This is a genomic window from Streptomyces sp. NPDC127119 (assembly GCF_042677425.1).
Classification (GTDB): Bacteria; Actinomycetota; Actinomycetes; order Streptomycetales; family Streptomycetaceae; genus Streptomyces.
Genome location: NZ_JBHXTO010000168.1, coordinates 1 through 18,961, shown reverse-complemented (window position 1 = coordinate 18,961; position 18,961 = coordinate 1). Strand labels below are relative to the sequence as shown.

The 18,961-nt window shown below is 70.7% G+C and carries 15 protein-coding genes; 3 read left to right on the top strand and 12 right to left on the bottom strand.

Going from position 1 to position 18,961, the window contains the following annotated elements:
* Positions 1-326: 326 nt before the first annotated feature.
* The 7 genes from pcaD to ACFVH5_RS39050 are packed head-to-tail and all read right to left on the bottom strand — an operon-like array spanning position 327 to position 6,877.
* Complete coding sequence (gene pcaD / locus ACFVH5_RS39080; protein ID WP_385838454.1) at positions 327-1,430, bottom strand: 3-oxoadipate enol-lactonase; 1,104 nt, start codon at positions 1,428-1,430, stop codon at positions 327-329.
* Positions 1,431-1,474: 44 nt separating this feature from the next.
* Positions 1,475-2,860 (bottom strand): 3-carboxy-cis,cis-muconate cycloisomerase, encoded by a 1,386-nt coding sequence (pcaB, locus tag ACFVH5_RS39075; protein ID WP_385838453.1) that lies wholly within the window; start codon positions 2,858-2,860, stop codon positions 1,475-1,477.
* Positions 2,857-3,438, bottom strand: coding sequence for a protocatechuate 3,4-dioxygenase subunit alpha (pcaG, locus tag ACFVH5_RS39070; protein WP_385838452.1), 582 nt, complete (start codon positions 3,436-3,438; stop codon positions 2,857-2,859). Before pcaG ends, pcaB begins: the two co-directional genes overlap by 4 nt.
* A gap of 2 nt (positions 3,439-3,440) precedes the next feature.
* The gene (gene pcaH / locus ACFVH5_RS39065; RefSeq protein WP_385838451.1) at positions 3,441-4,211 is read right to left on the bottom strand and encodes a protocatechuate 3,4-dioxygenase subunit beta; all 771 of its coding nucleotides are present in this window, start codon (positions 4,209-4,211) and stop codon (positions 3,441-3,443) included.
* A gap of 13 nt (positions 4,212-4,224) precedes the next feature.
* A complete protein-coding gene (locus ACFVH5_RS39060) occupies positions 4,225-5,427 on the bottom strand; it encodes a thiolase family protein (RefSeq protein WP_385838450.1) in 1,203 nt (400 codons plus the stop codon).
* A complete protein-coding gene (locus ACFVH5_RS39055) occupies positions 5,424-6,095 on the bottom strand; it encodes a CoA transferase subunit B (RefSeq protein ID WP_385838449.1) in 672 nt (223 codons plus the stop codon). Before ACFVH5_RS39055 ends, ACFVH5_RS39060 begins: the two co-directional genes overlap by 4 nt.
* Positions 6,095-6,877, bottom strand: coding sequence for a CoA transferase subunit A (locus ACFVH5_RS39050; RefSeq protein ID WP_385838448.1), 783 nt, complete (start codon positions 6,875-6,877; stop codon positions 6,095-6,097). The genes ACFVH5_RS39055 and ACFVH5_RS39050 overlap by 1 nt, the downstream gene beginning before the upstream one ends.
* A 223-nt stretch (positions 6,878-7,100) precedes the next feature.
* Between ACFVH5_RS39050 and ACFVH5_RS39045 the strand changes: the two genes are divergently transcribed.
* Positions 7,101-7,586 carry a MarR family winged helix-turn-helix transcriptional regulator gene (locus tag ACFVH5_RS39045; protein WP_385838447.1) on the top strand — a complete coding sequence of 162 codons (486 nt, stop codon included), beginning with the start codon at positions 7,101-7,103 and terminating at the stop codon, positions 7,584-7,586.
* Positions 7,587-7,859: 273 nt separating this feature from the next.
* Here ACFVH5_RS39045 and ACFVH5_RS39040 read toward each other — a convergent pair whose 3' ends face one another.
* Both ACFVH5_RS39040 and ACFVH5_RS39035 read right to left on the bottom strand, forming a co-directional pair.
* Positions 7,860-8,834: a DUF3048 domain-containing protein gene (locus ACFVH5_RS39040; protein WP_385838446.1), complete on the bottom strand. Its 975-nt coding sequence runs from the start codon at positions 8,832-8,834 to the stop codon at positions 7,860-7,862.
* Positions 8,835-9,116: 282 nt separating this feature from the next.
* Complete coding sequence (locus tag ACFVH5_RS39035) at positions 9,117-10,187, bottom strand: ATP-dependent DNA ligase (protein WP_385838445.1); 1,071 nt, start codon at positions 10,185-10,187, stop codon at positions 9,117-9,119.
* Positions 10,188-10,280: 93 nt separating this feature from the next.
* Between ACFVH5_RS39035 and ligD the strand changes: the two genes are divergently transcribed.
* Positions 10,281-11,294, top strand: coding sequence for a non-homologous end-joining DNA ligase (gene ligD / locus ACFVH5_RS39030; protein WP_385838444.1), 1,014 nt, complete (start codon positions 10,281-10,283; stop codon positions 11,292-11,294).
* A 23-nt stretch (positions 11,295-11,317) separates the two neighbouring features.
* Here ligD and ACFVH5_RS39025 read toward each other — a convergent pair whose 3' ends face one another.
* Positions 11,318-13,516 carry an OmpL47-type beta-barrel domain-containing protein gene (locus ACFVH5_RS39025; protein ID WP_385838457.1) on the bottom strand — a complete coding sequence of 733 codons (2,199 nt, stop codon included), beginning with the start codon at positions 13,514-13,516 and terminating at the stop codon, positions 11,318-11,320.
* A 38-nt stretch (positions 13,517-13,554) separates the two neighbouring features.
* Positions 13,555-15,981, bottom strand: a complete 2,427-nt coding sequence (locus ACFVH5_RS39020) for a ThuA domain-containing protein (RefSeq protein ID WP_385838456.1) — start codon at positions 15,979-15,981, stop codon at positions 13,555-13,557.
* Between the two features lie 365 nt (positions 15,982-16,346).
* Between ACFVH5_RS39020 and ACFVH5_RS39015 the strand changes: the two genes are divergently transcribed.
* A complete protein-coding gene (locus ACFVH5_RS39015) occupies positions 16,347-17,324 on the top strand; it encodes a multicopper oxidase domain-containing protein (protein ID WP_385838455.1) in 978 nt (325 codons plus the stop codon).
* 81 nt (positions 17,325-17,405) lie between these two features.
* On the opposite strand, the gene ACFVH5_RS39010 is transcribed toward ACFVH5_RS39015, so the two are convergent.
* Positions 17,406-18,437: a LacI family DNA-binding transcriptional regulator gene (locus ACFVH5_RS39010; protein WP_385838443.1), complete on the bottom strand. Its 1,032-nt coding sequence runs from the start codon at positions 18,435-18,437 to the stop codon at positions 17,406-17,408.
* Positions 18,438-18,961: the final 524 nt, after the last annotated feature.

Below are 18,961 nucleotides of genomic sequence, written 5' to 3'. Positions count from 1 at the left end.
GGGGGGCGCGGGGGCGCGGCCACCGCCCCCCCCCCCCGCCCCTGACGGGGCTGCCGCCCCGCGGGCACGGCGCGCCCCGTAAGGGGCGCGAGGAACGGCGCGCTCAGCCCCCACGCACCCGCACCCGGCGTGCATGGCGGGCCCCGTCAGGGGCGCGGGGAACGGCGCGACCAGCCACCACGCACCCGCAGACCGTCTGCGGCGCGCCGGGGCAGGTCCCGTCCGGCTTTCGCCTGCGGCCGAGTGGGGGCGGGCCGCGCAGTTCCCCGCGCCCCTGACGGGGCTGCCGCCCCGCGGGCACGGCGCGCCCCTGACGGGGCTGTCGGTCAACCCTCCTCGGAGAGGACCCGCTGGGCCACAGCGAACGCCGAGTTCGCCGCAGGCACGCCGCAGTACACCGCCGTCTGCAACAACACCGCCCCGATCTCCTCCGGCGTCAGCCCGTTGCGCCGAGCCGCCCGCACATGCATCGCCAACTCGTCGTAGTGCCCGTGCGCGACGAGCGCGGTCAGAGTGATCATGCTGCGTTCGCGCCGCGACAGCGTCTCGTCCGTCCACACCTCACCCCACGCGTACCGCGAGATGAAGTCCTGGAACCGCGCCGTGAACGCCGACTGCCGCGCCTGCGCCCGGTCCACGTGCTCGTCACCGAGCACCTGCCGCCGCACCGCCATCCCCCGCCCCGCGGCACCGTCGAGGTGCGCGCGCAACGCGGTGAGCACGGCCTCCGGCCGCTCCGCGGGCGCGAGATGCGACGCACCCGGGACCTCCACGAGCCCGGCCCCCGGCACCGCGTCAGCGATCTCCCGCAGATGCGCGGGCGGCGTCGCCGGATCCTCGCGCCCGGCGACGAGCAGTGTCGGCGCACCGATCCGGGACAACCGCTCACGGAGGTCGAACGCCGCCAGCGCGTCACAGCACGCCGCGTACCCGTCCGGATCGGCCGTCCGATGGTCCTCGACCAGCTCGGGGACGGTGAACCCGGGCGTGAACCAGCGGGCGTCCGCGCCGGCCGCCAGCCCGGCCAGCCCCTCGGCCCGTACGAGCGCGGCCCGTTCCTCCCACGGCTTCGAACCGTTGAAGTGCGCCGAGGAACAGATCACGGCGAGCTTGTCCACCCGCTCGGGGTGGTGCACCGCGAGATGCAGCCCCACCGCACCACCGAGCGAGACCCCGGCGTACGAGAACCGGTCGATGCCCAGTGAGTCGGCGAGCGCCAGCACCAGCGCGGCGAGGTCGCCGACGGTCGCCCCCGGACCGATCAGCGACGCGGACGAACCGCCGTGCCCCGGCAGATCCCAGCGCACCACCCGATGGGTGACGGAGAGTTCGGGCGCGACCTTGTCCCAGAGGGCCAACGAGGTGCCGAGGGAGGGACCGAGGAGCAGCGGGGGAGCGGAGACGGCTCCCTCGACGCGATGGTTCAGCACCGTGCCCTCCGGCGATGGGGAGGCATCTTGGTCGGTCCGACTGGTCAACGTCGCTCCAGAGCACGATCGGTGAGGGCTCCCGCGGAACCCGTGTACTGGGTGGGGTCGGTGAGCGCCACCAGGTCGAGGTCCTTCAACTCGGCTTCCTCCGAGAGGAGTTCCGCAAGGGGCCGCCCCTCCGCCGTGGCCCGCCGAGCCGCCCGGGTGAGCACTTCCTTGGCGCGGGCGCGCCCGAGCACCGGCGCGAGTTCGGCCGACAGCCGCTCGGAGACGATCAGCCCGTGCGTGAGGTCCAGGTGGGCGCGCATCGCGTCCGTGTGGACCCGCAGTCCCTCGGCCAGTTCGGCCGCGTCCCGGGCCGCCCCGCCCACCAGGCGGAGCAGGTCCCGCAGCGGCTCCCACTCGGCGTGCCAGGCACCGGCGGGCCGTTCGTCCTCGGCCGCCATGCCCCCGTACAGCGTCGCCGCGAGCTGCGGCACCCGGCGGGCCGCCGCCGCAATGAGCGTGGCACGCACCGGATTCGCCTTGTGCGGCATGGCGGAGGACCCACCGCCCGTGCCCTCGCTCAGCTCACGGATCTCCGTACGGGAGAGGGTGAGTACGTCCGTGGCCGTCTTGCCGAGGGCGCCCGCGGTGAAGGCGAGAGCGCCCGCGAGGTCGGCGACCGGTGTCCGGAGGGTGTGCCACGGCAACTCCGGCGCGAAAAGGCCCAGTTCACGGGCGTACGCCTCCACGAGGGCACCCGTGTCCGAGGCTCCGTACACGGCGAAGGCCGCCAACGTGCCCGCCGCACCGCCGAGTTGCACCGGCAGCCCGTCCCGTACGAGCCGGACGCGGTCCCGGGCGTCCAGTACCAGCGACCGCCACCCCGCCGCCTTCAGGCCGAAGGTGGTGGGGACGGCGTGCTGGGTGAGGGTGCGCCCCGGCATCACCGTGTCCCGGTGCTCGCGCGCGAGACGGGCCAGCGCGCGCTCCGTACGGGCGAGATCGGCGAGGACCGGGTCGAGCGTCCGTACGGCGACCAGCATCGCGGCCGTGTCCATGATGTCCTGGCTGGTCGCGCCCCGGTGGACGTACGGGGAGTGCTCGTCGCCGACCGCCGCGCCCAGGTCGGCGACCAGCGGGATCACCGGGTTGCCCCCGGCCCGCGCGCGCAGCGCGAGCGCGTGGACGTCGAAACGCGCCGCGTCGGCAGCCGCGGTGACGGCGTCGGCCGCGGTGGCGGGGGCGAGTCCTAGCGAAGCCTGGGCCCGTGTGAGGGCCGCCTCCGCGTCGAGCAGCGCCCGAAGAAAAGCGGCGTCACCCGTCGAGACCTCGGCAGCGGACCCGACGCGCCCGGGCGCGAGAAGCCCCGCGTCGAGGCAGCCGGATTCGACAGGCCCGACGGGCCGCCCAGGCTGACCGGGTTCTTCAGGTTCGACCGCTGTCACTGAAACTCCAGGAAGACCGTTTCGCCTTCGCCCTGAAGACGGATGTCGAAACGGTACGCCCCCTTCGCACCCTTCATCCCGTTCGCCTCCTCGGTCGCGACCAGCGTGGCGCGCCGTTCGGCCGGCAGTGAGTCGAGCAGCGGGTCAGGTCCTTCGGCGAGATAGGCGCGTGTGAAGAGGTGGTGCGTCAGCCCGCGCGCGAACACGCACACGCTGATGTACGGCAGCCCGGAGTTGCCCGGCGGCAGGGTGTGGAGCGCGTAGTGCCCGTCGGCGTCCGTGGGCACCCGCCCGTACCCCGTGAAGTCGACGCCGTTGCGGCCGAGGAAACCGCCGGTCGACGGATCGCGGCGCATGGAGCCCGGGGCGCCCGTCAGTGAGCCGTCGGGCGCGGCCTGCCAGAAGTCGAGCAGCGCGTCGGGGACCGGTTTGCCCGCGCCGTCGTACACGTGACCGTGCAGGCTGATCGCGTCCGGGTGGCCCTGGGGGGCGATGCGGGCGCCGTCGGGGAAGGGGAGCGCGTGCCCGTAGAACGGGCCGATGGTGTGGGACGGGGTGGGGAGCAGTCGCTCGACCATGTTCAACGGCCTTCCTCGATCCAGGTGGCGGACGGACCGTCGAGGACGATGTCCCAGGCGTAGCCCATCGAGATCTCGGGCTTCGACAGGTCGTGGTCGTAGGTGGCCACCAGCCGCTCGCGGGCCGCCGTGTCCGTCACCGACCGGAGGATCGGGTCGTACCGGAACAGCGGGTCGCTCGGGAAGTACATCTGGGTCACGAGCCGCTGGGTGAACGCCGTCCCGAAGACGGAGAAGTGGATGTGCGCGGGCCGCCACGCGTTGGTGTGGTTGCCCCAGGGGTAAGGGCCCGGCTTGATCGTGGTGAACGAGTACCGGCCCTGATCGTCCGTCAGGGTCCGTCCCACACCGGTGAAGTTCGGGTCGAGCGGCGCCGGGTGCTGCTCGCGCAGATGGGCGTACCGGCCGGCGGCGTTGGCCTGCCATATCTCGACGAGCTGGCCGCGCACGGGGCGGCCGTCGCGGTCGAGCAGCCGTCCCGAGACGGTCATCCGCTCACCGATGGGCTCGCCCCGGTGATGGATCGTCAGATCGCTGTCGTGGTCGGTTATGTCGGTGACACCGAACACCGGCCCCGCCAGCTCGACGATCTCCGGATCGCCTCCGCCCACGGCGACCAGCGGCTGTTTCGGATGGCGCAACAGGGAGCTGCGGTACGGGGCGTAGTCGCGACGCGGGTGGTGGAGGACCGGGGCGCCACCGGCGACCGCCTTGTCGTACGCGTCCTGCTGGTCCTTGATCTCTGTGTCGATGTCCGACTGGGTGAGAGCCATGAGAGGTGGGTTCCTAACGCTCCAGTACGAGGGCGAGGCCCTGGCCGACGCCGATGCAGAGGGTGGCGACGCCGACTCCCGAGCCCTTGCGGGCCAGTTGGTGGGCGACGGTCCCGGCGAGACGGGCACCGGAGGCGCCGAGGGGGTGGCCCAGGGCGATGGCCCCGCCCTGCGGGTTGAGGACGGCCGGGTCGAACTCGGGCCACTCGGCGACACAGCCGAGGACCTGCGCGGCGAAGGCCTCGTTGAGTTCGAGAGTTGACAGGTCGTCAAATGTCCTGCCCGCCTTGGCGAGCGCGCGGTTGACGGCCTCCACCGGCGCGAGACCGAAGTAGTCGGGGTCGAGCGCGGAGACGCCGGACGCGGACACCCGGGCGAGGGGTTCGCGACCGGTGGCGGCGAGTCCCTCCTCGTCGACCAGGAGCAGGGCCGCCGCGCCGTCGTTGAGGGGCGAGGCATTGCCCGCGGTGACCGTACCGCCCTCGGTGCGGAACGACGGCTTGAGGCGGCCCATCGCGGCGAGGGAGGCGTCGGCGCGTACACATTCGTCGGCGGCGAAGGACAGCGGGTCGCCCTTGCGCCGAGGAAGGGAGACCGGCGCGATCTCGCCGTCGAACAGACCCGCGGCCTGCGCGGCGGCGGCCTTGCGGTGACTGGCGAGGGCGAACTCGTCCTGCTGCTCACGGTTGATCTTGTGCTTGTCGGCGATGAGCTCGGCGGACTCGCCGAGCGGGATGGTCCACTGCGGGTCCATCTTCGGGTTGACCATGCGCCAGCCGAGCGTCGTGGAGTACAGCTCGGTGTGCCCGGCGGGGAAGGGCCGGTCGCTCTTCGGCAGCACATAGGGGGCGCGGGTCATCGACTCGACACCGCCGGCGAGGGCGATCGAGGCGTCGCCGAGCGCGATGGCACGGGCGGCCTGGATGACGGCCTCAAGACCGGAGGCGCACAGCCGGTTGACGCTCACGCCCGGCACGGACGTGGGCAGACCGGCGAGCAGGCCGGCCATGCGGGCGACGTTGCGGTTCTCCTCGCCTGCGCCGTTCGCGTTGCCGAAGTACACGTCGTCGATCCGGGCGGGGTCCAGGTCCGGTGTACGGGCGAGGAGTTCGCGCAGGGCATGGGCGGCCAGGTCGTCCGGGCGGACGGCGGCGAGGCTTCCGTTGTACTTGCCGAACGGGGTACGGACGGCGTCGACGATGTAGACGTCCTTCACGGCTGCTTCTCCTCGGTGAGCTTCTCGACGAGCTCTTCGGCGATACGAACCTTGGCGGCAGTCTTCGCCACGACCTCATCGACCGTGACACCGGGCGCCGTCTCGACGAGTACCAGGCCCTCGTCCGTGACGTCCAGGACACCCAGGTCGGTGATCACGCGATTGACACAGGCTCTGCCGGTCAGCGGCAGCGTGCACGTGTCGAGGACCTTCGGCGACCCGTCCTTGGCGGTGTGGGTCATCACCACGATCACCGTCCGGGCGCCGTGCACCAGGTCCATGGCCCCGCCGATCCCGGTGATCATCTTGCCGGGCACGGCCCAGTTCGCCAGGTCGCCGCCCGCGGAGACCTGCATCGCGCCGAGAACCGCGACATCGATGTGCCCGCCGCGGATCATCCCGAACGACAGCGCCGAGTCGAAGTAGGAGGCGCCGGGCAGGACCGTGACGGTCTCCTTGCCCGCGTTGATCAGGTCCGGGTCGACCTGCTCCTCGGTCGGGTACGGGCCGGTGCCCAGGATGCCGTTCTCCGACTCCAGGATCACCTCCACGTCCGGCGGGAGGTAGTTGGGGATCAGCGTCGGCAGCCCGATGCCGAGATTCACGTACTGGCCGTCGTCGAGTTCGCGCGCGGCCCGCGCGGCCATCTGTTCACGCGTCCAGGCCATCAGCCGCCCACCGTCCCTCGTGCCGCGGGCGCGGAGACCGTCCGCTGTTCGATCTTCTTGTCCGCCGCCTGCGCCGGGGTGAGCGCGACGACCCGCTGCACGAAGATGCCCGGCAGATGCACCGCGTCCGGATCGATCTCGCCGGGCTCCACCAGCTCCTCCACCTCGGCGATCGTCACCCGCCCGGCCATCGCGGCGAGGGGGTTGAAGTTGCGGGAGGACTTGTTGAAGACGAGGTTCCCGTGGCGGTCGCCCTTGGCGGCCCGCACCAGCGCGAAGTCGGTACGGATGGCGCGCTCCAGCACGTACGCGGTGCCGTCGAAGTCCCGTACCTCCTTCGGCGGGGAGGCCAGCGCGACGCCCCCCTCGCCGTTGTAGCGCCAGGGCAGTCCGCCGTCGGCGACCTGCGTGCCGACACCGGCCGGAGTGTAGAACGCGGGAATCCCGGCGCCGCCGGCCCGCAGCCGCTCGGCCAGGGTGCCCTGCGGGATCATCTCGACCTCCAGCTCCCCGCCCAGGTACTGCCGCGCGAACTCCTTGTTCGCCCCGATGTACGAGCCGGTGACGCGGGCGATACGGCCCGCCGCCAGGAGGACCGCCAGGCCGGACTCCATGGCCCCGCAGTTGTTGGACACCACGCCCAGGCCGGTGACACCGCGCTCGTACAGCGCCTGGATCGTCACGTTCGGCACACCGCTGAGGCCGAAACCGCCGACGGCGAGTGTCGCGCCGTCGGGTACGTCGGCCACAGCCCCGGCGGCTGTGGAGACCACCTTGTCCATCTGCGAAGCCCCATCTCTCCCGAGCGTCCCCCAGCCCCGATTAGTCAGGGCACTGAGTATTTCTACGAGGTTTCGAACACGCTGCCATCGCGGCCGTCAGCCGTCAAGACCCCCCAGTGCACGCGCGCTGAGAGTCTGCCTGCGGAAAAGAGACAGCCGAGGGTCGGCCCGCTATTGTTCAGTGCACCAACGAATGCCGACTCTCGTGGCACAAGGAGCGCTCATGGCCGCGGTGGATCTCTCCACCCACCCCGGGCATCTGGCCCGGCGGCTGCAGCAGGCGCACTACCTGCTGTGGAACACGATGGTCTCCGAGGAGATCACCTCGCCCCAGTTCGCGGTCCTGAACGCGCTCGTCGCCGAGCCGGGTCTCGACCAGCGCACGGTGGGGGAGCGGGTGGGTCTCGACCGGTCCACCATCGCCGAGGTCATCAGCCGGCTCGGCCGGCGCGGTCTGCTGGACAAGGTCCGCGATCCTCAGGACGGGCGGCGGTCGCTGTTGCGCCTCACGGATGACGGGGTACGGGTGCACCGGAAGCTGACCGTGCGGACGGCTCGGATGAACCAGGTGTTCCTCGCGCCGCTGTCCGGGGACGAGCAGGCGCTCTTCTTCGACCTGATCCAGCGGGTGTCCGACGCGGCGGAGGGGTTGCGCAATCCGGTCGCCCCGGGTGGGGCGGGGGAACCGGTTGCCGGCCGGGTGCCGTGACGGTCGTGGCCGGCCTAAAAGATTGCGCAGTTCCCCGCGCCCCTGAAGACGGGCCGTTGTCGTCTGCGGGTCCGGTGGGGGCTGATCGCGCAGTTCCCCGCGCCCCTAAAAACGGGCCGGTCGCGCCGTTCTCCGTGCCCCTGAGGGGCGCCCCCATTCAGGGGCGCGGGGAACGGCGCAGTCTTTTGTCTTTAGGGGCGCGGGGAACTGCGCGGCCCGCTCCCGCCGGGTCGCAGGTGGAGGTGATGCGTCAGGCAGGCGGCGCGTGGGGGGTCATGCTCGGGCGAAGACCACCCATACCTGGCCCGCCGCGAAGTTCACCGGCGCGCCGGACGGGGTGGTGAACTCCGTACCCCCCGTCGCAAGCGGCCGCTTCCACGCCACATCGAACGCCTTGCCGTCCCGCAGCACCTTCGCCGTGCCCGACCCGACCGTCTCCGTGTAGGGCGTGACGTTCCCGAGATAGTCGTGGTACCGGGACTTACGGATGTTCACGTACTGCACGACGACCGTCGACGCGGCCACCCGCTTCCCACCGGTCGTCACCGTCGGCGTACCGTCCATCGACACCAGCCAGCGCCGCTGGTCCCGGGACCAGTCGAAGGTGAAGCGGGCTTCGGGGAAGCGGACCGTACGCGTGCTCTCGGCGGTGCCTCCCGCGGGCGCGGCACCGTACCGGAAGCCCGTCGTCAGCGCGTCGGCCCCGGGCGCGCCGGACAGCAGCCGCTGGGGACGCAGATAGAGGTTGTGCGGCTGCGGCTTGTCCGTGCCCCGGTAGTACGCGTTCGTCTTCTCCTCCGGCAGGGCGGTCTGCAGTGGCGCGCTGTCGATCAGCGGCAGCAGCTTCTTCTGGGCCCCGGAGAAGGCGAGCGTCGGCTTGTGGAACTGGCGCAGCAGTTCCAGGTCCGACTCGCGGGCGCTGCGCACCGGTCCGACGGCCTTCGGCAGGCGGGTCGCGTACACCGCCATCAGTCGGCTGAGACCGCCCTCGACCTGCTCGGCGTACACGACGTCGGCGGAGTCCAGGCCCGTCTGCGGGCGGGCGCCGGGCACGTTGTCGATCTTCACGACGAGCGGGGAGGCGGCCCGGGGCGCCGGACTCGCCGGGGCGCTGGTGCCCTGTGCACCCCGCGTGCTGTCCGTGCGGGGCGGCACGGTTCCGCGCTGCTTGTCGTCGAGCGGCTCACCCCTCGTGCAGGCTGTCGCCGTGGCACCCGCCAGCAGGGTGACCAGCAGTGTCGTCGTCATGGCCGAGCGCCTCGAACGCCCCGTCCGCCCCGTTCGTCTCCTGCGTACCGTGGCCACCGTGCCCCGTTTCGTCGTTTGTCAGGTTATAGGTTCAATGAGTACGTACCCAATGAGCCAAGATCGAAGGCGTGCGCTGGTCCGAGCGGGTCACGGGCGCGGGCGGGAGGGTGCGGCGGTCCGGCCGGGGGTGCCGTGCCGCGAGGCGGGGGTCGTACGCGGGAGACGTACCCAACAAGGCCGCCGCGCAAGGGCGTTGGATGGCGGAAATACGTCCGGGCCGATTCAGTCCCGCGGTCCCAGAATGTCCGCGAGGTCGTAACCGACCGGCTCCTCCAGCTGGGCGTACGTACAGCTGTCCGGCGTACGGTCCGGGCGCCAGCGGCGGAAGCGCGCCATGTGCCGGAAGCGCGCGCCGTTCTCCATGTGCTCGTACGCCACCTCGCACACCAGTTCCGGCCGCAGCGGGATCCAGGACAGGTCCTTCTTGCCCGTCCAGCGGCTGGGCGCGCCCGGCAGCCGCGCCGACTCGTGCGCCGACTCCTCCGCCCAGGCCGCCCACGGATGTCCGGCGGGCGACTCCATGAGCAGCGGGGCCAGCTCCGTGATCAACTCCTCGCGCCGTTTCATCGTGAAGGCCGCACACACTCCCACGTGCTGCAACGTGCCCTCGGTGTCGTACAGGCCCAGCAGCAGCGAGCCGACGACGGGCCCGCTCTTGTGGAGCCGGTAGCCCGCCACCACCACGTCCGCCGTGCGCTCGTGCTTGATCTTGAACATCAGGCGTTCGTCCTGCCCGTAGCGCAGGGTGAGCGGTTTGGCGACCACTCCGTCGAGCCCGGCACCCTCGTACCGCTCGAACCACATCCGCGCCACCTCGATGTCCGTCGTCGCCGGCGCCAGGTGCACGGGGGCCGTGCTGCCGGACAGGGCCCTCTCCAGCAGGGCCCGCCGGTCGGAGAGCGGGACGTCCAGCAGCGACTCGTCGGCCAGCGCGAGCAGGTCGAACGCCACGAACGACGCCGGCTGGCGCTCCGAGAGGGTCGTCACCCGGGAGGCCGCCGGATGGATGCGCTCGGAGAGGGCGTCGAAGTCGAGCCGTCCGCCCCGCGCGACCACGATCTCGCCGTCCACCACGCACCGCTCCGGCAACCGCTCCCGCACCGCCTCCACCAGCTCGGGGAAGTATCTGACCAGCGACTTCGTGTTCCGGCTGCCGATCTCGACCTCGTCCCCGTCACGAAAGACGATCGCCCGGAACCCGTCCCACTTCGCCTCGTAGTGCATGCCCGGCGGAATCCGCGCCGCGGACTTGGCGAGCATGGGCTTCACGGGCGGCATCACCGGCAGATCCATACACCGATTCTGCGGGGATATGGGCTGAATCGCCCGGCGTGCGTTTTCGATGCGGATATGCGAGGTGTGCGCGGTGCGCCTACCGTGGCTCGCATGGCGGATGCGGTGGAGCTGGAGGCGGCGGGCAGGACGGTACGGCTGTCCAGCCCGGACAGGGTCTTCTTCCCGGAGCGCGGCTTCACGAAGCTGGACCTCGCCCGGTACTACCTCGCGGTCGGCCCCGGCATCCTGCGCGCGCTGCGGAACCGGCCCACGACCCTGGAGCGCTACCCCGAGGGTGTCGGCGGCGAGTCCTTCTTCCAGAAACGGGCGCCCAAGAACATGCCCGACTGGATCCCCACCGCGCACATCGCCTTCCCGAGCGGACGCAGTGCCGACGAGATGTGCCCCACCGAGGTCGCCGCCGTCCTGTGGGCCGCCCAGTTCGGCACGCTGACCTTCCACCCCTGGCCCGTGCGCCGCGACGACGTCGACCGGCCCGACGAACTGCGCATCGACCTCGACCCGCAGCCGGGCACCGACTACGCCGACGCGGTGCGCGCCGCCCATGAGCTGCGCGAGGTGCTCCACGCGTACGGGGATCTGCGCGGCTTCCCCAAGACCTCCGGCGGCCGGGGCCTGCACGTCTTCGTGCCGATCGAGCCGCGCTGGACGTTCACCCAGGTCCGCCGGGCCGCGATCGCCGTCGGACGTGAGCTGGAGCGCCGGATGCCGGATCAGGTGACCACGGCCTGGTGGAAGGAGGAGCGGGGCGAGAAGATCTTCGTCGACTACAACCAGACGGCCCGCGACCGCACCATCGCCTCCGCCTACTCGGTACGCCCCCGCCCGCACGCGCCGGTGTCGGCGCCCCTCACCTGGGACGAGGTCGGTGAGGCCGTACCCCGGGACTTCGATCTCGTGACCATGCCCGCGCGCTTCGCCGAACTCGGCGACGTGCACGCGGACATGGACGAGCATGCCTACTCCCTCGAAGCCCTGCTCGAACTCGCCAGCCGTGACGAACACGATCACGGGCTGGGCGATCTGCCGTACCCGCCCGAGTACCCGAAGATGCCGGGCGAGCCGAAGCGGGTACAGCCGAGCAGGGCCAAGAAGGAGAACTGACCCATCAGTTGACTAGTCGGGCGTCACAGCTCCTTGATCCGGACGTCGCGGTACGACACCACGTCCGTCGTGCTGTGCACCTGGAGCCCGACGAAGCCGGAGGAGAACCGCCGCCCGTCCGTGCCCGGGTCGTCCGAGCGGGGCGGGGTGAAGTCCTGACCGCCGGTGTTGTCGAACTCGTTGATCAGCACGCCGTTGCGGTAGACCGAGTAGTGCTGGTCCACCACGCGGATCTCGTAGTCGTTCCAGGTGCCCTTCTGGGTGACACCGGCACCGGCCAGACCCACCCGGTCGAAGCCGTAGATCGAACCGGTCTTGTACATGTCGCCGGTGGGGCTGTCGAACTCCTGGATCTCGTGCCCGTACTTGATGGCGACCCACTCCGGCCGGGACTCCTCCGGGTGGTTGTGGACCTGCGGGAACCGCACGAACACACCGGAGTTGGCGTTGCCCGTGCCCGGCGCGTCGTCACGCCACTGGAGCTTCAGCGAGAAGTCCCCGTACTTGCGCTCGGGGAACCACAGCATGCCGAGCCCGTCCTTCGAGGTGCCCGAGGTCAGAGAGCCGTCGCCGTTCAGCGCGAACGAACCGCCGCCCACGTGCTCCCACTTGTCGAAGGACTTCTGCGTACCGTCGAGGATCGTCCGGTACCCCTCGGTCTGGCCGGGGTTGCCGATGCCCGACTCGTCGGCGGCCTCGTCGATCAGGTCGTACTCACGCTGGACGATCACGCCGTCCTTGAGGAGGGTCTTGAGGACCGCCGTCACGTGCTTGAGGAACAGCGCGTGGGACGTCCACTCCTTCTCGTCCTCGATCAACTCGTTGATACGGCACCGGCTGTTGGTGATCCGGTTCGGCACGCCTGTGTCGACCGTGCCGACGATGACCGTCAACCGCTCGTCGTACTCGGCGCAGTTGGGCGCGGGAACGCCACCGCCCGGGGCGATCGTGAAGCTCACCGTCCGGGCGGCCGAAGTGTTGCCCGCCTTGTCGCTCGCCCGGTACGCCACCGAGTGCGCGCCCACGCGGTCGACCACCACGGGAGCGGTGTACGCGAGGTAGGGGCCGCCGTCGAGCGAGTACTCGATCTTGTCCACGCCGGAACCGCCGTGCGCGTCGGTCGCGGTGACCGTCACCTTGGCGGTGTTGATGTACGCACCGGAGGAGTTCTTCGTGCCCTCGACACTCACACCGGTCACCGGGGGAGTGGTGTCCTCGACCGGCGGCGCGACGACGGTGAACGACACCGACTTCTCGGCGGCCACGTTGCCCGCCTTGTCCGTCGCCCGGAACCGCACCTTGTGCGCGCCGGCCTCGTGGACCATCACCGGAGCGGTGTAGGGCTGCCAGGCACCGGCGTCACCGAGCGCGTACTCGATGGTGTTGACGCCGGAGCCGGTGTCGGAGGCCGTCACCGTGACGGTCGCCATGGAGACGTACTCGCCCTGCGCGTTCTTCTCACCGGTCACCGTGGCCGAGGTGTCCGGCGCGGTCGTGTCGTCCGTCGGCGGGGCCACCACCGTGAACTGCTCCGCCTTCTCCGCGGAGGTGTTCCCGGCCTTGTCGATGGCCCGGTAGCGGACCTTCTGGGCGCCGACCTGGTCGACCACGACGGGCGTGGTGTACGGCTGCCAGGCACCCGCGTCACCGATGGCGTACTCGATGCGCTCGACGCCCGAACCACCGGTGTCCGTCGCGCTGAGCGCCACGGTCGCCGAACCGACGTACGCGCCGTCCGCGTTCTTCGTGCCGGTGACCTGTGCCGCGGTCTCGGGCGCCGTGGTGTCCTCGCCGGTGCCCTCGGTGACCACGAGGATGCCCTGCATCTGGCCGTGGCCGGGGATCGTGCAGAAGTAGCGGTAGCGGCCGGGTGAGAGCGTCACCTCGGCGGTGTGCTTCCCGCCCTGGTCGTCGTTCGGGTTGGCCAGGATGTTCAGCGGGACGTCGTTCTGGTACTCCGGGTCCGACACGTCGAACGTCAACGTGTGCGGCATGCCCATGGTGTTGCCGGTAGCCGTGCTGTTCTCGAAGACGATCGTCGTCGGGCCCGCGACCGCCGTGGTGGGCGCGGACGCGTACTTGGTGATGTCGTCACCGGCCGTCCAGGTGAGCGTCTGCGCCGCGGCGCCCGCCCCGGAAGGGGTGTTGTCGGTCTGGCCGGTCGCCGAGGTGGAGGCGAGCCCCAGCACCATCAGCAGTGCGGCGGCAAGTGCCGTCCACAGCCGTCCAGTTCTTCGCCTGCCGATGTGCGTCACGCGCGTCACTGCGCCTCCCTGGCGAGCTGAGAGACGGCGGGAGTGGGGCCGCCGCCCTTGTACGTCACCTGCCACAGCGCGGACTTGGAGTCCGAGGTGAAGAAGCCACGGCCGTAGTCGAGGACGTACAGCGTGCCGTCCGGGCCGAACTTCCAGTCCATGAGGTTCTTGATGCCGTCGTTGCCGATGGGGATGATCTTCTTCAGGGACTCCGCGTGCACCGGGATACCGCCCTGTCCGGCCGTCTTCGGGTCGAGCAGCACGGCGTGGCGCGGCTGGTCGGCGTCGTAGAAGTCGCCCACGAACCACTTGCCGTCCCAGTACGAGGGCCACTTGGCGGCGTTCGCCAGGGTGCCGTCGTACCGGTAGACCGGTCCGTCCATGGCCGCCTGGCCGCCGCCCTTGAGCCACGGCAGCAGGAACTTCTGCTCCGCCGTCTTGTACGACGGGATGCCGTTGGCGTCCCGCGGGTAGTCCGGGCCGCCGCCCTGGGGCGAGTACCAGATGGTGTTCGACGTGACCGGCGGCAGGTTCACGAGACCGTCGTTGTTCGGCGACTCGTTCTTCGGGGCGTCGCAGTTGTACCAGCCGAGCGGCTTCGACGGATCGGGCAGGTTGCGGTCCCGGTAGGGCTGCTTGTTGCCCATGCAGTACGGCCAGCCGTGGTTGCCCGGCTTGGTGATCGCGGCGAACGTGTCGTACTTCGCCGGCCCCCAGGTCGTCGACGGCGAGCCCGCGTCCGGGCCGACCCAGCCCGCGTACAGCGTGTCGGTCCTCTTGTCGATCGAGATGCGCGCCGGGTTGCGGACGCCCATCACGTAGATCTCGCCACGCGTCTTGCCGCCGCCCTCGGCGGTCTCCTTGCCCGTGAAGAGGTTCCCCTCGGGCAGGGTGTACGTGCCGTCCTGCTCCGGGTGGATGCGCAGGATCTTGCCGTTGAGGTTGTTGGTGTTGCCCGCCGTGCGGCGCGCGTCGGCGAAGGAGACGCCCTTGTAGTTCGGCTGCGGGTTGTTGCCCGAGTAACCGTCGCTGAAGCCACTGGAGTTGTTGTCACCGGTGGCGATGTACAGGTTGCCCTTGGAGTCCCAGGCCAGGCCGCCGCCCGAGTGGCAGCAGCTGTGGATCTGGACCGGCCACTTGAGCAGGACCTTCTCGCTGTTCAGATCCAGCCTGCTCGTGTTCGAGTTGTACGTGAAGCGGGAGACGTACCGCTCGGCCATCTGCTTGTCGCGGTCGATCCGGGAGTGCGGCGTGTAGTGCAGGTACACCCAGCCGTTGTCCTCGAACCGGGGGTCCAGCTCGATGCCGAGCAGGCCCTCCTCGACCTTGATCAGCTCGTCGCCGCCGCCCTTGTTGCCGAAGACGTTGAGCGTGCCGGCCAGCGTGACCTTCTTGGTCTTCGGGTCGTAGACGTGGATCTCGCCCTTGCCCTTGCCGACGTCCGGGTTGTTCCAGTCCGTGATGACCGGCTGCGAGGAGTCGGCGCCACCGCGGCCGATGTAGAACACGCGGCCGTCGGGCGCGGTCACCAGGCCGTGCGGCTCGCCGATCTGGTCGTTCTGGCCCGGCTGGTTGGGCTGGGTCAGCCGCTCCGCCTTGTAGTTGGCGTTGATCGTGGCCTTGCAGTCGGCCTGCGAGATCCGGGTCGTCCAGGCGAGCGCCCCGCGCAGGTGCGAGCGGAACTCCGTCTCGTCGAACGAGGACGCCGTACCGCCCATACCGGTGTAGAAGGACCGGCCGCCGTCGTAGTCACGGCACCAGGACACGGGGTGGTCGGCGCCGTTCGCGCCGGTACCCGGCGTGTACGTCGACTCGCGGACCCGCGCCACGGTGTGCACGTCGCCGGACGGGTTCTTGACCCAGTTCAGCCACTGGTCGGGGCGCTTCCACTGCAGCGGCAGATCCTTGGTGGCCGGATGCTGACGGTCACCGACCTCAACGGTCGCCCGCTGTACGGCCGTTGGGCTGTTCGCGGCCGGACGGGCGCCGACGAGTCCGGTGAACCAGTCCGAGTACGGCTCGGCGCGGGCCGCGTCATGGATGCCGAGGAAGCCGCCGCCGGCCTCCATGTACGACTCCAGACCGGCCTCCTGCTCCGGGTCGAGGATGTCGCCCCCGCCGGTCAGGAAGACGACGGCGTTGTAGAGGCCGAGCTTCGTCTCGTCGGTGAAGACGGAGGCGTCGTCCGTGGCGGTCACACCGAAGCGCCCGGCCGCGGGGCCGGACTGCCCGAGGTCCTCGATCGCCTCGATACCCGCGTTGACGACGGGGGACTCCTCGCCACCGGCCGCGGACCCGTGGAAGATCAGCACCTTTACGTCGGCGCCGCCGGGCGGCGACTTGATCGACATCGTTGTCAGCGGTTCGGGAGCAGGGCGCGCGCTCGCGGCGGGCCCCGAGAGGACACCCGCCGTGACGACTCCCGCCGCCAGCGCGGCAGCCCAGCCTCTCCGTCTGGACCTGCTCAACTTCCGTACCGTCAGTGGCGTTTGATGCGGTGTGGGCCGCATGTGGTCACCCCATCCTCCTCGGTCACAGCAACAGCGCCATGGAAGCTAGACCTTTTCGCGGAACTCGCCAATAGGTATGACCGGTATCCAACAAACTTTGTCCTGAGTGTGGATAAACGAAGGCGATGCCACTACCGTCTCACCAGTTCGTCTCTGTCACTCGGTTCGGTCGGATCCACCGTCGGCTCCGCGACCGGACCCGCCAGTCCCGTCAATTCCGTTGACCGCGTTGCAGGTTGGGAGAGTTCGGCATGGGCACCACGGACGACATGGCCACCACGGACGCGATGGACAGGCGCGGTTTCAGCCGTCGGATGATGCTGGGCGGGGCCGCCGTCGCCACGGTCGCGACATCGTTGTCGCTCGTCGCCGCGAAGGACGCGACGTCCGCGGACAGCGCGGCGAGCGCGAGCACCGCGCTCCGTACCGCCCCCGCGGGCGGCGAGGTCAGACGCATCAAGCTGTACATCGAGAAGCTCGCCGACGGTCAGCTGGGCTACGGGTTCGAGAAGGGCGCGGCCTCGATCCCCGGGCCGCTGATCGAACTCAACGAGGGCGACACCGCGTACATCGAGGTCGAGAACACGCTGGACGTGGCGGCGAGCCTGCACGTCCACGGCCTGGACTACGAGGTGTCCAGCGACGGGACGAAGCTGAGCAAGTCGCATGTCGAGCCCGGGGACACCCGTACGTACACCTGGCGCACCCATGCCCCCGGCCGCCGCAAGGACGGCACCTGGCGGGCGGGCAGCGCGGGCTACTGGCACTACCACGACCATGTCGTCGGCACCGAGCACGGTACGGGCGGCATCCGGAAGGGCCTGTACGGGCCGGTGATCGTGCGCCGGCAGGGCGACATCCTGCCCGACAAGACCCACACCATCGTCTTCAACGACATGACGATCAACAACAGGCCGGGGCACGACAGCCCCAACTTCGAGGCCACGGTGGGGGATCGGGTCGAGTTCGTGTCGATCACGCACGGCGAGTACTACCACACGTTCCATGTGCACGGACACCGCTGGGCGGACAACCGCACGGGTCTGCTGACCGGTCCCGACGACCCCAGCCGAGTGGTCGACAACCTGATCGTGGGTCCCGCCGACTCGTTCGGCTTCCAGGTCATCGCGGGGGAGGGCGTCGGGGCGGGCGCGTGGATGTACCACTGCCACGTCCAGAGCCACTCCGACATGGGAATGGCGGGCCTGTTCCTGGTCAAGAAGACGGACGGCACGATCCCGGGCTACGAGCCGCACGAACACTGAGCGCTCCGCGGCTGAGCGGCGCGGGGAACGGCGTGCTCAGCCACGACGGACCCGCACCCGCAAACGCGCCCCGCGGAGTGGCTACGCGGAGACCCGCCGCACCAGAGTCGTCGGCAGCACGACACTGGCCGGCGCCCCCACTCCGGCGGACCCGCTCCGGTCCAACCCCCGCAACAACAACCGTGCCATCAACCGGCCCATCTCCTCGATGTCCTGCCGGACAGTCGTGAGCGGCGGATCAGCCTGCTCGGTGAACGGCAGCATGTCGTCGAACCCGATCACGGCGACATCCTCGGGCACCCGCCGGCCCCGCTCGCGCAGCGCCCGCATGGCACCGACCGCCATGAGGTCGTTCGCGGCGAACACCGCGTCCACGTCAGGGCACCGGTCGAGGAGTTCCCGCATGGCCCGCTCGCCGCCGCCCGGGGTGAAGTCGCACTCCACGATCAGCCTCGGATCGACGTCCACCATGACGTCACGGAACCCGTCGAGCCGGTCGACCGCCGAGGTCTGGTCGAGGGCGCCGGTGATGTGCGCGACGCGCGTACGGTCGAGTCCGACGAGGTGGCGGACGGCCTCGCGGGCGCCGCCCCTGTTGTCGCAGTCGACGTAGACCACGCCGCGTGAACCGTCGCTCCAGCCGGGGCGCCCGCCGTACACGGTTGGAACTCCGTGGATCAGGCTGGGCAGCGGGTCGTCGAGGTGCAGGGAGAAGACGAGCGCGCCGTCGACGTGACCGCCGGCGAGATAGCGCGCCACGCGGGCGTGGTCGTCGCGGCCTTCCGTGAGCAGCAGGACGAGTTGCGAGTCGTGGGCGGTCAGCTCCTTGCTGATGCCTCGGAGCTGGAGCGCGAAGAAGGGGTCCGCGAAGACGCGGGTCTCCGGTTCGGCGATGACCACGGCGACGGCGTCGTGGCGTCGGGTGACGAGGCTGCGAGCTGCCTGGTTGGGGACGTAACCGAGTTCCTCGACGGCGCGCCTGACTCGCTCGACGAGGGGTTCGCGGACGCCTTCGCCTCCGTTGACGACACGGGACACGGTGGCTCGGGAGACTCCCGCCCGGGCGGCCACTGCCTCCAGCGTGGGGCGTGGCTGTGTCGACTGGTCGGTCACCTCGGGGCTCCTCAGGGCGGCGGTTGCCGATCAGGATAGCCGGGGTTCGCTCCATTGCTGAGAGCGCTCACTTCTTGCTGAGCTGGTCCTATGGCGGGGTTGCTCGCGCGGTTCTTTGGTGCGGGTGGGTCGTGGCGCCGGTCCGGGCCCCGTCAGGGGCGCGGGGAACGGCGCGGCCCGCCCCCACGCGCCTGCGGTCGAGAGCCGGAGGGGGCGTGCCCCGACTCCCCGCATGCCCGGTGCGGGTGCGTCGTGGCTGGCCGCGCAGTTCCTCGCGCCCCCTAAAGGCGGGCGCTTGGGTTCGGGCGTCGGCTCGGGCTGCCCGGTTCGGGCCCCGTCAGGGGCGCGGGGAACGGCGCGGCCCGCCCCCACTCGGCTGCAGTCGAGAGCCGGACGGGACGTGCTCCGACCCCCCGCATGTCTGCTGCGGGTGCGTCGTGGTTGGCCGCGCAGTTCCCCGCGCCCCTAAAGGCGGGCGGGTGGGTCGTGGAGCCGGTTCGTGCCCTGTCAGGGGCGCGGGGAAC

What these genes read in the sequence shown, in the direction of transcription:
- ligD (WP_385838444.1), top strand. Translation starts at nt 10,281, where the DNA reads ATGGCGGATGCGGTGGAGCTGGAGGCGGCGGGCAGGACGGTACGGCTG.
- pcaH (WP_385838451.1), bottom strand. Translation starts at nt 4,211, where the DNA reads ATGGCTCTCACCCAGTCGGACATCGACACAGAGATCAAGGACCAGCAG.
- ACFVH5_RS39015 (WP_385838455.1), top strand. Translation starts at nt 16,347, where the DNA reads ATGGACAGGCGCGGTTTCAGCCGTCGGATGATGCTGGGCGGGGCCGCC.
- ACFVH5_RS39045 (WP_385838447.1), top strand. Translation starts at nt 7,101, where the DNA reads ATGGCCGCGGTGGATCTCTCCACCCACCCCGGGCATCTGGCCCGGCGG.
- ACFVH5_RS39050 (WP_385838448.1), bottom strand. Translation starts at nt 6,877, where the DNA reads ATGGACAAGGTGGTCTCCACAGCCGCCGGGGCTGTGGCCGACGTACCC.
- pcaG (WP_385838452.1), bottom strand. Translation starts at nt 3,438, where the DNA reads ATGGTCGAGCGACTGCTCCCCACCCCGTCCCACACCATCGGCCCGTTC.
- ACFVH5_RS39040 (WP_385838446.1), bottom strand. Translation starts at nt 8,834, where the DNA reads ATGACGACGACACTGCTGGTCACCCTGCTGGCGGGTGCCACGGCGACA.
- ACFVH5_RS39055 (WP_385838449.1), bottom strand. Translation starts at nt 6,095, where the DNA reads ATGGCCTGGACGCGTGAACAGATGGCCGCGCGGGCCGCGCGCGAACTC.
- ACFVH5_RS39035 (WP_385838445.1), bottom strand. Translation starts at nt 10,187, where the DNA reads ATGGATCTGCCGGTGATGCCGCCCGTGAAGCCCATGCTCGCCAAGTCC.